Source organism: Phenylobacterium sp. (assembly GCF_041919955.1).
Classification (GTDB): Bacteria; Pseudomonadota; Alphaproteobacteria; order Caulobacterales; family Caulobacteraceae; genus Phenylobacterium.
The window spans coordinates 1-12,539 of record NZ_JAYRSU010000008.1 but is presented as its reverse complement, the minus strand read 5'-3'; the positions used below and the strand labels follow the sequence as shown (position 1 = coordinate 12,539).

Genomic DNA, 12,539 nt, shown 5'->3' with positions numbered 1-12,539 from the left:
CAGGCTGCCTCGACGGCGCTGATCGGCGAACCCGATCAGCGAGCCGCCGCAAAGCGCAGCACGCCGACGATGCAGAGGATGGCCGCCGCGATCAGCGCCGAGCTGAGGCCTATCAGTCCGGAGTATCCGCCCGACTCGATCACCGGCCCGGCGAAGATTCCGATGGCGACGCCGGCGGCGCCAGAGGCGGCGGGAGCCGCCACAAACAGCCGCCCCGTATGATCGACCCTGCGGACGATCGTCCAGTAGGCCGGCTGCGCAAACCCCCAGCCGAGGGCGAACAGCAGGTTGCAGGCGACAAAGGCCAGATCGCCCGGGACGAGCAGAACCGCGTAGGAGGCCAGGAGCAGCGCCGTCCCGGCGGCGACGAACGCAAGGCTCGGTACGCGGCCCCCCAGCCAGGTGTTGATCGCCGAGGTGAGAATTGAAGCGAAAGCGGCCAGGCTGATGGTCAGGCCGATGGTCTGTGCGGGCACGCCGCGCGCGACGCCGATCCGTTCGACGAAATACCAGAAAGCCAGAATCCCTCCGGCGAACAGCGCGACGGCGAACCCCGCGACCAGGGGCGGAATGGCCGCCCAAGACAGCAATGCTTCTCCGGGTTCGGCGGGGCTCAGGCTTGCCGCACGCGGCGAGCGCGCGCCGACTGGCATCCACCGCGCGGCCACGATCCCGGTAGCGTAGACGAGGGCGAGTGAAATGAAGAGGCCCCTGACACCGTAGGTCGGAATGATGTAGCTCGCCACTGGAGCCGCCGCGCCCGCGGCGATCAGGCTTTGCAGCACGGTGGACAGCCCGTAGCCGCGGTCAGGATTCGAACCGTCGCCGAGGCTGGCGAACGCGGGGGCGCCGAAGAAGCCCTTCGCAAAGCCCAGGATGGCGAACAGCAAGAGGAACATCCCCACGCCGTTCAGCGTCGCGCCCCAGGCGAAGGCCGCGACGCAGCCTGCGACGGATACGAGCGTGGCCAGGCGCCAGTTGATCCGGCGGATCCACAATGGAGCCGACAAGGTGCACAGGGTGACTGCGCCGACGTAGAATGCGCTCACATGGCCGAGCTGTCGGTCGCTCAAGCCATAATCCGTCGCAAGCGCACCCAGCAGCAGCGGTTGGATGTTCGCGACCAGTTGGTTGAGGGCGATGAGGTATGCCGCTGCAACGACGGCGGACGGCGCGTCCACCGATCGCTGCGACGGGGCGGTCTCCTGGGCCAGATCGACAGATTGCTGCACAGCCATGACCCCCGAGGCGCACCGAGTTTTGTCGATGAAATTTTATTTTTTCATCTCCATCAATAGGTTTTCGCGGTGAAGGTCGATATTTAATCGAAATAAATCGAATTTGAATGCGGCCACGCAGGCCTCATTGCGCTGGCGTGCAGCATCTTGTGCGGTTTGGCGAATGAGCGACGTCGGGGACGGGCGCCCTCTCACAGCGGCGACGTGCAAGTCATCCTGGCGGCAGGTTCAGGCCGCGGGTTCGTCCTGCGCCGGCAGGTCGAACGCCAGGGTCAACGCCTCGCCGCGCGCGGCGGCCTCGACCAGCAACTCGCGCGGTTCGAGATATTGCGGGAGGTAGACCAGCGTATAGGCGCTGCAGGCTCTCTGCGCTTCGAGGAGATACTCCTCGGTGATGCTGCCGTAGCGACGCACCGAAATCGACCAGAGCGCGTCCAGGATTCCAAGGCGGTTCTCGAAGAAGGCGCCGGGATTGCGCATGAAGGGCATATGGAAGATGCGGTCCAGCCGATCGTAGTGCGCGTTCGCCAGTTTCAGGGAGAACAGCTTGTCGATGTTGCGCGCCTCAATTCCCCCGTAGCCGCCATAGAGAATCTTATTCATGGGCGGCCGGGCGTTGTAGAACTCCATCGCCCGCCGGAAATCGATCCGCAGCAGGTCCTGCCATCCGCCTAGCAGACGGGCCTCGATCGGCGCGCGGTGAACCTCCATCAGGCCTTCGAGGTAGCGCTCAGCCAAGGCGACATACGCCGCCTCCTTTGTGGGAAAGAAGTGGTAAACCGAAGCAGGTGGAACGCCCGCCTGTTCGGCGATTTGATACAGACCGATGGTGTCGGGGTTCTCGACCTGAAGCAGGGCCTCCGTAGCGTCCAGCAGCGCCCCGTACCGCGCGACCCCTCGGCCGCGCGACGGCGTCCGCGGCCCTTCGCGGCGCTTGCGCTTGGAGGCGCCGTCGTCAGCGGTGGTCGGACTCGGCATCAAGGTCTCCTCTCCTCGCGCCTGAGCTAAACGGCATCGCCGTTCCCCGGCAACCCTTGGGGGTCCGAGGATGCGGGCCTGGGGCGGTCAGGGCTGCATGGCGAGGCCTTCGTCCAGGTTGCACCTGGTCTGTATAAAAATCGACATATATGCGCAAATTCGCTCAAAATATCTGCGAATGTCCGGAATAAGCCAAATTTTGTCGACTTTCTGTGTGGCGCGACGATACTAGTCGCGCAAACGGGGCGAACGACCCTGAGGGAGGAAAGCGGCATGACGGAATATCCGCCGGCGGCGGCGTCGATGTCCTTGGGGCGTGGCGTCTACTTCGGATGGCGCGTCGTTCTGGCGCTCTTCCTCTGTACGTTCGCGATCTTCGGCTCCAGCATTTATTCGTTCATCGTGGTCGCCCAGCCCCTAGCTCAGGAGCACGGGTGGAGCGCGGCGCAAACCGGCGGCCTCGTTTCGGCGATGTGGCTGGTCGCTCCATTGGCGCTGTTCTATGGCCCGTTGACGCGGCGTTTCAGCCCATGGGGCCTGATCCTGTTCGGTCTCTGCGCCGAAGCGCTGGTGCTGGCCTCCCTGATCTTCGTCACGGAATTCTGGCAGCTCTATCTGCTGCGCATCGTCATGGGTTTCGGCAAGGTCCTCGCGATCGCGGCTGTCCCGATGCTGACGGCCCGCTGGTTCTCCAGGCGGTTTGCCACAGCCATGGCCCTGGTTTGGGCCGGGGGTTCGACCGGCGGACTGGCCCTCTCACCGGCCACTGAGGCGCTGGTTCTGACGCTGGGATGGCGGCCGGCGACGCTGGTCGTCGCCGGCGGCCTTCTGGCGGTCGCCGTGGCCATCTCGCTCCTGTCGCGCGGTCCATCGTCGCCGACGGAGATGGGGCTGGGCCTGGACGGCGACCCGATCGCCGCGCGCGAGATCGACGGCGCGCGGACGGCGCGCGGCGAGTCGGGCAATACCCAGTCCGGCGACGTGAAAGCCATCAATCCGTGGGTGGCTGGCTGCATGTTCGTCGCGGTGATCGGCGCCGGCATGGCTTCGATCGCCGTCCTGACCCAGGAGCTGGCGCTGTTGCGGCGCGCGCACTTCTCGCCGGCTGCTGCGGCGACTCTGCTGGGGATGACCGCCGGCGGGAGCACGACGGGCTCGGTCGCGATCGGCTGGATGCTCGACCGCTTCAACGCGAGGTGGAGCGCGCTGGCGATCGTGGCGGCGATCAGCTTTGGCGTCTTTGCCCTGGCGCTCGCCCCTGAGAGCCGGAGCGTGATCCTCGCAGGGGCCGGCGCGCTCGCTCTCGGCTTCGCCTTCGGCGCCGGCGAGGTCCTCTGGATCACGCTCACCCGACGCCAGTTCGGGGACGCGGTGTTTCCCGTGACCTATGGCGGATGGTACTTCGCCTTGCAGGCCGGCTACGCGGCGGGCGGAAGCCTCGCGGGCTGGAGCTTCGACCATCTGGGCCCCTCCGGCTTCCTGGTCTTTGTGGCGCTTGTCTACCTGCCGGCCGCCATCTGCAGCCTGGCGCTGCCCGCTGGCCGTCAGGCCGCGCCCGTTCAGACCCCCGCAAGCCAATGATTGTTGGCTGGCTGCGGGAGGGAATGCGCCCGCAGCCGGTGCAGCCCGCTGCCAGTCCCAAATTATTCGATAATTGACGACTTTAGTGTTGAAATTTTCTCCTTGATTGGCCATCGTTCGTCATAATCGTAGATATTTGACGACTATTTTCTGGGCGATCGGGAGAAGGCCATGTACTCGATGGAGAAGGTGCTTGGAGCGCACGAGGCGCGCCGGAGCGCGCTCGAGGTGTCTGAGAATCCGCTGGCCGGGGGCGTGGCCTGGATCCAGGGGGAACTCTACCCGCTGGCGGAGGCGCGAATCCCGATCCTTGATCAGGGCTTCCTGCGCTCGGACCTGACCTACGATGTTCCCGCGGTTTGGGACGGGCGCTTCTTCCGCCTCGACGATCACCTCGATCGCCTCGAAGCAAGCTGCGAAAAGATGCGGCTTCGCATCCCGCTGGATCGCCAGAGCGTCCGCAAGACCCTCATCGAGATGGTGGTCAAGAGCGGCATCCGCGACGCCTATGTCGAGCTCATCGTCACGCGCGGCCTGAAGTTCATTCGCGAGTATCAAAGCTATGAAAACAGCCTGTACCTGATGGTCATGCCCTACGTCTGGGCGATGCCGCCGCAGCTTCATCCGACGGGCGGCAAGGCGGTCGTCACGCGGACGGTCCGCCGCACGCCGCCGGGCGCTATGGACCCGACGATCAAGAACCTGCAGTGGGGCGACTTCGTACGCGGCTGGCTTGAGGCCATGGATCGCGGTGCGGTCTATTCCCTGCTTCCGGACGGGGACGGAAACATCACCGAGGGCGGCGGATACAACATCTTCGTGGTCAGGGACGGGGCGCTCACGACGCCTTCGCGTGGCGTGCTCGAAGGGGTCACCCGCCGCACGGTCCTGGAAATCGCCGCCGCCAAGGGGATCAAGGCCGAGCTGACCTATGTGCCGGTGGACGCGCTCTACCATGCCGACGAGATTTTCATCTGCACGACCGCAGGCGGGGTCATGCCGATCACAGAACTCGACGGTCAACCGGTCGGGGGCGGCCAAGTCGGGCCGATCACCCGTCAGGTCTGGGAGTCTTATTGGGAGGCCCACTACGACCCGAAGTACAGCTTCGCCATCGACTACGAATAGGCGAAGGGCGGTGGCGGGCTCGGCCCGTCATCGCCATTCCAATGCTCCAGTTCGATGTCCCGTGGTGAAATCTCGATCTGGTCGCCGGGAAGATGAAGATGGACCACGGCGTCGCGCTCCATGGCGCGCACCAGGATCTCCCGTGGTTCCAGATGTTCTGGCAGAAACAGTCGGATGTAGGCGTTGCAGGCGTCCAGCGCCTCGGTGAAGTAGTCCTCGGTGATATGCCCGTGCCGGCGAACAGACACCTCCCAGATGCTGTCGAGGATCGCCAGGCGGAGCTCGAATTTCTTCTCCGCGTCGCGCATGACCGGCATGTGGAAGATTTTGTCGAGGCGGCTGTAGTTCGCTTGGGCGAGCTTGCGAGAGAAGATCTTGTCGATGTTCCGCGCCTCTACGCCGCCGTAGCCGCCGTAGAGGATCTTCATGGCCGAAGGCTCGCTGTTGAAATAGGCCATCGCCCGCCTCAGATCGATGCGAAACACGTCCTGCCAGTTCGCAATGTCGCGGGCTGGGATCGGCACGCTGTGAATGCGCACGATCTCGTCACAATAGCGTTCCGCCAGGCCGACATAGGCGGCCTCCTTGGTCGGAAAGAAGTGATAGGCCGACGCAGGCGGTACGCCGGCCCGCTCGGCGATCTGATAGAGGCCGATGGCGTCGGGCGCCTCCCGCTTGAGGAGGTCGTGGGCCGCGTCCAGAAGCGCAGCATAGCGCGCCAGCCCGCGACCGCGTGACGGCTGGCGCGGTGAGGCGCGCCGCTTCTTCCTGCTTGTTTCGGGGATCGGGGCGGGCGCCTGCATGGGACCTCCAGAACGGTTGGCCCGGGCCGCCGCGGCGACCCGAGCGGCTCCAGGGCGCAGTCAGGTGGCCAGGAAGCCGCCGTCGACGGTGATGCTCTCGCCATGAATGAAGTCGGCGGCGTCGGAGGCGAGGAAGACGACCGCGGCCCCGATGTCCTTCGGCTGTCCGATCCGGCCGGCGGGAATGCGGGAGGCGACATAGCCGTCCCCGGCCGGACTTTCCCACAGGCCCTTGGTCATGTCGGTCTGGATAAGGCCAGGCGCCACCGCATTGACGCGAATTCCATGGCGCGCCCATTCGATGGCGAGGTTCTTGGTCAGGCCGAGCAAGCCGTGCTTGGCGCTCGTATAGGCCACGGCTTCCACCGTCGCGACCGAACCGAGAACGGAGGCGATGTTTACGATCGCGCCGCCGCCCCGTTCGAAGAAGTGTTCGCCGGCCGCCATGCAGAGGCGGAACGGGGCCTCCAGGTTCATGAACATAACCCGCTTCCAGCTGGACAGCGGATAGGCGCGCGCCGGGGCGTCCGCGTCGATGCCGGCGTTGTTGACCAGGACGTCCAGGCCGCCGAACTCGGAAATCGTCCGCGGCACCAGGGCGTCGACAGCCGCCTCGTCGAAGAGGTCGGCCACCAGATAGTCGGCCCGGCCGCCCGCGTCGCGGATTTCAGCGACCGCGGACTGGGCGTTCGCTTCGTCGCGCCCCGAAATGATCACATAGGCCCCGGCGGCCGCCATCGACAGCGCGATCCCCCGTCCGATGCCGCGCGTGCCGCCGGTGACGAGCGCGGTCTTGCCTTGCAGCGGCGCAGGAATTTGCCGGACCGTGGTGTCTCGATCGGCCATTGGTTTTGGTCCCCTTGTCTTTTGAGCCAGGACGGCGCGGGCGCGCCGGCGGTGCCTTTGGTGTCGCGATCCGGCGGTCGCGGTCGACCGCACTAGATTCAATCGATATCGGTTACATATTGCAAAAAATTCGATTTCAATCGTGACCATCGCCTTGACGGAAATCTGCGTCAAGAGCGGTTAAGGGGCGGCTGTCACCGGCTCGCGCCCGGCCAATCGAACCTTTTGGAGTGGAATTTTCTCGAAAAACACGGAATTTTGCCCTTTTCCCTCCTGGCTGAGGAGTTTGCGTGCAAATCGCCGCCGATGTGCCGCGCAAGTGGCGGTGCGCGAGGCGCCTACGCCACAAAGCGAAATTTTATCGATCTTTGTTCGATTTATCTTTTGTGAAACTGATAAAAATCGCTTAGCGATGCGGTCGCTTGGCGCTGCGAAAGCGGGTTCCGCCACGAGGGCGAACTCGGTAGCGCCGTAGGTTTCGGGAGGGAAACGTGCGGGAGTACAGCAAAAGTCGAATGAGGCAGCTCCTCGGCGCGTCGGCGCTGAGCGGCCTGTTCATGGTCATTGCGAGCGGTCACGCCGCCGCCCAGACGGAAGCCGCGCCGGGACAAGGCGCGACCGTCGATGAAGTCGTCGTCACCGCCGCTCGCCGCGCGCAGGACGTTACGGAAATCCCCTACAACATCACCGCGGTCGCTGCGGCGCAGGTCGCGCGCACCGGCGTGGCCACTGTAGAGGATCTGTCGCGCCAGGTGCCAAACCTGGTGGTGACCTCAAGCGGCTCGCAGTTCATGGGCGCCCAGCGTCAGATCATGCGTGGCCTGAACGCCTCTGGTCGCCCACGGCGAACCTCTTTCTCCCCGCGTCGATTGTCGACGTCGCCCTTGCGGTCCGGACACGTTCCGGGCCGCTTTTCTTATCGGCGATGGCGGCGCGGTCAGAGCGTGACGCCCTGCCTCGCCAATAGATCGGCCAGCGGCTGGAGGTGCGCTCCGTAGCTCCGCCAAATGCCCGACGAAGACTGATAGATGCCCCCGCGCACCTGGGCCGCGCTTGCCGTCAACGACGCCGAGCGATTGCGGCTGATCTCAAGCGCTGAGGCGTCCCATGGCAGCCCGCAGTGCTTGGCAAGCTGCGGCGCGATCGCCTCCGGCGCGGCGACCAACTGCTCGTATTCGACCGGCAGTATGCGGTGGGGGTGGAGGTTCACCCAATGCGCCATCAGCCGTTCGTAGGCTGCGAAGTACCTCGCCAGCTCCTCGAAGTCGTAGCTGAACGGGTAGGCTGCGCCGAACAGTGTGCGGAACATTGCAAAACAGCTGTCGATCGGGTGGCGGCGCAACCAGACCACCGAGGCGTCGGGCAGCGCCCGCAGGATCGCCCCGACATAGAGAAAGTTGAACGGCAGCTTCTCGATGATCTTGCCTTTGAAGTCGTCGAGGTCCGCCAAGGCTTCATAGTCTTGCCCCATGCGAACGAAATCGGCCCTGGCGGCGCGCTCGAACACGTCGTCCGGTCCTTGAGGCGTCCAGCGCATCAACGCGGTCGAGACGTTGTCCGTCTCGTTGTTCGAGCGGACGTTCGGCAGGCCGCCCAGAATCCGTTCCGTCAGGGTCGTCCCCGACCGTGGCAGGCCGACGATGAAGATGTGCCGGCCGGGGGGCAGTGGGGGGGGCTGGGGCGGCGCGTGCGAAAACGCTGCTGCAATGCGCTGCAGCTTCAACTCGTCCTGCCGCACGTCGTACTGGAGAGCGCGGCGCCGGGCGGCCGCGCCGCGGGCGAAAGCTCCGAAGGCCTCATCGTAGCGCCCGAGCTCATGGAGTTCCTTGCCGAGGGCGTAGGCGAAAACGATCTCGTCGCCCGGCGGGAGCCGTCGCTCCAGCCGGGCCTTCAGGTCGTCCACATGATTGGCGCTCGCTGTGGCGCGCGACACTTCCGAGCGCAGCAATAGGGCTGCGCGATGATCGGGGTCGAGCGCCAGGGCGCGGTTGCAGGCGTCCGCCGCCGCTTCCAGGCGTCCAAGGCTGCGCTCGCTGGTGGCGAGGTTGAACCAGTATCTGGGATCGAGCGGGGCGAGCTCGACCGTGCGCTGGTAGAGCCGGTTGGAGACGTCGTGCAGTTCCAGTTGACGTGCGAAGAAGGCGAGGGCGTCCAGAGCGTCCGGTGTCGGTTCTTTGACGGTCAGGGCGGCGTCGAGGGCCGCTCTGGCCTCCCGGCGACGTCCAAGCGCGATCAGCGCTTCGAGTTCCAGTGCGCTCGACAATCCGAACGCCTGGGTCGGCGCAGGTCGGGAGCGGAGCAGGGCGAGGGCCTCGGCGGGCTTGCCGGCGCGAAGCAACTGGCCGGCTGCTGCGTCCAGTCGGAACGGATCGGTCATGACGGCGGCAGTCCTTCGGCTTAGGCGCTCTATGGTGGTTGCGACTGGTCGCGCAGCGGTCGGCACGCTGACTGTAGGGCGACAATTATCCATCTAGAACAGGCAATTTTCCTGAATGCAGGTCGGGTGCGCGACTTGTGCGCAAAATTACACGATAAATATCATATTTCGTTGACGATGCGCCTCGATGCTGTTCACGTCGCGATGCCCTGACCGGCGCCTGGCTCAAAGGGGCCGACCGCGCTGCTGGCGGCCTGCTTGGGGAAATCGCAACCATGACGAAGACGATCGGTGTGATGGGGCTTGGCCTCATGGGCTCGGCCATTGCGGCGCGCCTTCTGGAAATGCGAAGCCCGGTCGTGGTCTGGAACCGCACGGCCGCCAGGGCCGCGCCGCTTGTCGACGCTGGGGCCGAATGGGTGGAGACGCCAGCGGCTCTGTTCGCCGCCGCCGACGTCGTGATCGCCATCACCGCCTCGACAGCGGAGGTCGAGGCCGCCGTAGGCGCCTCGGGCGCTCGACTCGCCAGAGTGGATTTCATCAATCTGGTGACCGGGAGTCCGCGTCAGGTTCGCGCCTTGAAGGGGGCGGTCGAGGCTGTCGGCGGGCGTTTCTTCAGCGGCACGCTGCAACGCTACCCGGCCGAGATCGGCCAGGCCGAGGCGTTGATACTGTGCGCCGGCGACGAGGGAGTCTGGGAGCGGCAGGCAGATGTCATCAGGGGGCTTGGCGGCGCGGCGGTCAATCTTGGGGCTGATGCCGCCATTGCACCTGGGCGGCCTATGGCGTGGCCCCGGACCTCTCGACTTGGGGCAAGTGCTTCGCCAACGGCTATTCGATCTCTGCGGTGCTGGGCTCCGCCTCGACGCGCAAGGGCGCCGAGGAAATCTTCGTGACTGGGTCGTTCTGGTACGGCGCCACGGCGATGGCCGCGGCGCTGGAAACGCTGAAGCAGATCCGCGAAACCGACTACCTGGAGCGCCTTGTCGCGAGCGGCCAGCGGCTGCGTGACGGGTTGCAGCAGCAGGCGGCCAGTCATGGCTTCACGCTGCGCCAGACCGGCCCGGTGCAGATGGCGCAGATCTTCTTCGAGGACGATCCGGACTTCCGCCTGGGCTATGGCTGGACGGCGGAGGCGATCAAGCGCGGGGTCTTCCTTCACCCCTACCACAACATGTTCGTCTCCAGCGCCCACACCCTGGACGACATCGCCGCCACCCTGAGCGTGACCGACGAAGCGTTCGCAGCGGTCAAGGCCAGGCGCGACGACCTCAAGCCCCACGCCAAGCTCGTTGAGTTGCTGGGGCGCCACTAAGCCACGAGGGGGCGACGGGGCGCTGCTCGGCCAGCCCGTCGTCGCTCGCTCTCCGTCCAGGGGCGCTCGGCAGTCGTGGGCGCGATCCCTCCCTTTCTCGCGCAAGGACGCGTCGACATGACCGCTCAAACCCTTCAGTCCCAGGCGATCGATTTCCAAAGGCTGCCGTTCGGCGCCGATCCGGCAGAGGTGCTCAAGGTCCTGCAGCGTGACGGCGGCGTGATCCTGACCGGCGCGCTGACCGGCGAGCAGGTCGCGGCGGTCAATGCGGAACTGGACGCCGAGATGGGGCCGATGCCCCAGGGGACCTTCGGAGAGGGCGAGGGAAACTACATCCAGGATTTCTACGGCCGAAGCACCAAGCGCCTCCAGCATTGCGTGAAATACAGCGCCACCTATCGCGACGCCTTCCTGGCTCATCCGCTGCTCGCGCAATACGTGGCCGCCATCCTGCCGGGACGGCTGGGCTCGCACTCCATGTTCTCGTCGCAGGCCATCGAAATCTGGCCGGGCGAAGCGGCCCAGCCGCTGCACCGCGACGGCGGCGCCTATGCCGACTCCCTGGGCATCAACTCGCCGCGCGGCGTCGAACTGGTCTGCAATACGCTTCTGGCCCTGACCGACGTGACCGAGGAGATGGGCGCGACCCGTGTGATCCCGGGAAGTCACCTGTGGGACGATTTTGGCGATGTCGGGCAGCCGGGGCAGACAATTCCCGCGACAATGAAGGCGGGCGACTTTCTCTTCTTTACCGGGCGCGTGAGCCACGGCGGCGGCGCCAATGTCACCAAGGACCGGCCGCGGCGCGTCATCTCGACCGCCTTCTCCATCGGGTTCCTGGTGTCCGAGGAAGCTTGGCCGTTCATCATCACCGTGGACGAAGTTCGGACCTATCCCCGCCAGGTTCAGGCGATGCTGGGCTTTCACTCGCCGCCGCTCCGCGACGAGGCGCCGGGCTTCCTCCTGCGCGTCCGATCTAAGCCGCTCGAGGAATACCTCGAACTCTGAACCAGGCCGATGGGCTCTTCAGGCCCCCATGCTCACCGGAGCTTGCCGATGCAGTGCTGCGTCCAAGATGGCCACAAGTCCGTCGGCCTGAACCCGATCAGCTTTCGGCCGATGACGGTCGATGACCTGGGAACGGTGCCGCTCGACTGCCACGGCCGGCCGACCGAGCTGCTCGGGCGGCTAGGCGCTCTTGGGGCGGCTGCGATCCTCGCCTTCGACGGCGCCCAGCATGTCGCTCAGCTGCAGTTCAGGCGCCACCAGCCGAACCAGCGTTCCGCCACTGGAATGTTCAGTCCGGACTATTGGGGCGACTTCGAGGGCCGGGCCCCGAATCTCCCGGTGCAGACGCTCTGCGTCTATTGCTATCACGTCGGCCAGTTGACGGACGGAATGGCGCGTGACGCTCGCTATCAGGGGCATGGCCTCGGTCTGGCCCTGCTCGACGAGCTGATCGCCTGGGCGCGATCGCAACGCTTCGAGGCGATCGTCGCCAAGGCCGTGCCTGCCGACAAACGGGTCTCGCGCTACATGGGTGGCCAGAGCGAGCAGGCCTACCTCTCGCGCGGCTTCAAACGGCTTGATCGATGGATTGATCATGACGTGCATGACGCCCTGGTGGAGCGCGGCGTTATCGGCCGCGACAGCGATCCCGAGGCGACGGCGGGCATGAGCCTCTGCGTTCTCGACCTCAAACCTTCGTAAGGCGCTGCGCCCCTGCAGAAAGGATGGACGCCGCCCTTGGACGCCATTATGCATAACAATCGTTCTTTTAATTCGTGAGGGTGACCATGTTCGCGACCGAGCAGCAGAAGCGTGACCTGGCGGAAGACGGCGCGATCGTCGTCCGCGGCCTGTTTTCAGGCGAACGCCTGAGGAGGATGCGTCAGGCGTTCGACCATGGGGTCACGCATCCCAGCCCCCAGCACGGCCTGGCCTATGCCGGCACGCCGGATGAGCACTTCAACGACTATGGCAATCCGGCCAACCGCGATGTCCATCTGGCGGCGATCAAGGACCTTGGTCTCGCCGAGTTCGTCGCGTCCCTGTGGGATACCGAGCACGTCTGGTTCGTCGGCGAGGAGCTGTTCATCAAGAAAGGCGGCAAGGCCGGGCGCTCGCCGTGGCACCAGGACACCTCATCCCACATTCTCCAAGTAAGTCGCTGATTTCGCTGTCGTAATCGTGATATTTCGCATATAAATCATGGCGTTGACGGCTGCGAGGGGCGCGTTTCATGGATCACCTGGAGGGTGCGGGCTTGGCGC

13 protein-coding genes are annotated in these 12,539 nt (G+C 65.4%); 8 read left to right on the top strand and 5 right to left on the bottom strand.

Translation table 11 applies throughout. The annotated features are described in order from the left end of the window. Nucleotides 1-35 precede the first annotated feature (35 nt). Together ACE3T2_RS08920 and ACE3T2_RS08915 are read right to left on the bottom strand one after the other, a co-directional pair. Nucleotides 36-1,238: an MFS transporter gene (locus ACE3T2_RS08920; RefSeq protein WP_374656772.1), complete on the bottom strand. Its 1,203-nt coding sequence runs from the start codon at nt 1,236-1,238 to the stop codon at nt 36-38. Between the two features lie 228 nt (nt 1,239-1,466). Further along, the gene (locus ACE3T2_RS08915) at nt 1,467-2,216 is read right to left on the bottom strand and encodes a TetR/AcrR family transcriptional regulator (RefSeq protein WP_374656771.1); all 750 of its coding nucleotides are present in this window, start codon (nt 2,214-2,216) and stop codon (nt 1,467-1,469) included. Nucleotides 2,217-2,489: 273 nt separating this feature from the next. Between ACE3T2_RS08915 and ACE3T2_RS08910 the strand changes: the two genes are divergently transcribed. Beyond that, on the top strand, nt 2,490-3,797 hold the full coding sequence (locus tag ACE3T2_RS08910) for an MFS transporter (RefSeq protein ID WP_374656770.1): 1,308 nt from the start codon (nt 2,490-2,492) through the stop codon (nt 3,795-3,797). A 171-nt stretch (nt 3,798-3,968) separates the two neighbouring features. After that, a complete protein-coding gene (locus ACE3T2_RS08905; RefSeq protein ID WP_374656769.1) occupies nt 3,969-4,925 on the top strand; it encodes an aminotransferase class IV in 957 nt (318 codons plus the stop codon). Here the strand turns inward: ACE3T2_RS08905 and ACE3T2_RS08900 are convergent. After that, complete coding sequence (locus ACE3T2_RS08900; protein WP_374656768.1) at nt 4,916-5,728, bottom strand: TetR/AcrR family transcriptional regulator; 813 nt, start codon at nt 5,726-5,728, stop codon at nt 4,916-4,918. The two genes, ACE3T2_RS08905 and ACE3T2_RS08900, sit on opposite strands and share 10 nt — an antisense overlap. A gap of 60 nt (nt 5,729-5,788) precedes the next feature. Then, complete coding sequence (locus ACE3T2_RS08895) at nt 5,789-6,574, bottom strand: SDR family NAD(P)-dependent oxidoreductase (RefSeq protein WP_374656767.1); 786 nt, start codon at nt 6,572-6,574, stop codon at nt 5,789-5,791. A gap of 491 nt (nt 6,575-7,065) precedes the next feature. Here ACE3T2_RS08895 and ACE3T2_RS08890 point away from each other — a divergent pair, with 491 nt between their 5' ends. Then, nucleotides 7,066-7,572, top strand: a complete 507-nt coding sequence (locus ACE3T2_RS08890) for a TonB-dependent receptor plug domain-containing protein (RefSeq protein WP_374656766.1) — start codon at nt 7,066-7,068, stop codon at nt 7,570-7,572. Here ACE3T2_RS08890 and ACE3T2_RS08885 read toward each other — a convergent pair. Beyond that, the gene (locus tag ACE3T2_RS08885; RefSeq protein ID WP_374656765.1) at nt 7,512-8,951 is read right to left on the bottom strand and encodes a sulfotransferase; all 1,440 of its coding nucleotides are present in this window, start codon (nt 8,949-8,951) and stop codon (nt 7,512-7,514) included. The two genes, ACE3T2_RS08890 and ACE3T2_RS08885, sit on opposite strands and share 61 nt — an antisense overlap. 275 nt (nt 8,952-9,226) lie before the next feature. On the opposite strand from ACE3T2_RS08885, the gene ACE3T2_RS08880 reads away from it, so the two are divergent. The 5 genes from ACE3T2_RS08880 to ACE3T2_RS08860 all read left to right on the top strand — a co-directional run bounded on the left by ACE3T2_RS08880 (nt 9,227) and on the right by ACE3T2_RS08860 (nt 12,440). Beyond that, nucleotides 9,227-9,847: an NAD(P)-binding domain-containing protein gene (locus tag ACE3T2_RS08880; RefSeq protein ID WP_374656764.1), complete on the top strand. Its 621-nt coding sequence runs from the start codon at nt 9,227-9,229 to the stop codon at nt 9,845-9,847. Next, nucleotides 9,739-10,266: an aminotransferase class III-fold pyridoxal phosphate-dependent enzyme gene (locus ACE3T2_RS08875; protein ID WP_374656763.1), complete on the top strand. Its 528-nt coding sequence runs from the start codon at nt 9,739-9,741 to the stop codon at nt 10,264-10,266. Before ACE3T2_RS08880 ends, ACE3T2_RS08875 begins: the two co-directional genes overlap by 109 nt. A gap of 117 nt (nt 10,267-10,383) precedes the next feature. Then, nucleotides 10,384-11,274 (top strand): phytanoyl-CoA dioxygenase family protein, encoded by an 891-nt coding sequence (locus tag ACE3T2_RS08870; RefSeq protein WP_374656762.1) that lies wholly within the window; start codon nt 10,384-10,386, stop codon nt 11,272-11,274. 48 nt (nt 11,275-11,322) lie between these two features. Then, entirely contained in the window at nt 11,323-11,976 is a 654-nt protein-coding gene (locus ACE3T2_RS08865; RefSeq protein ID WP_374656761.1) for an N-acetyltransferase family protein, read from the top strand. An 86-nt stretch (nt 11,977-12,062) separates the two neighbouring features. Further along, nucleotides 12,063-12,440 carry a hypothetical protein gene (locus ACE3T2_RS08860; protein ID WP_374656760.1) on the top strand — a complete coding sequence of 126 codons (378 nt, stop codon included), beginning with the start codon at nt 12,063-12,065 and terminating at the stop codon, nt 12,438-12,440. Nucleotides 12,441-12,539 lie beyond the last annotated feature (99 nt).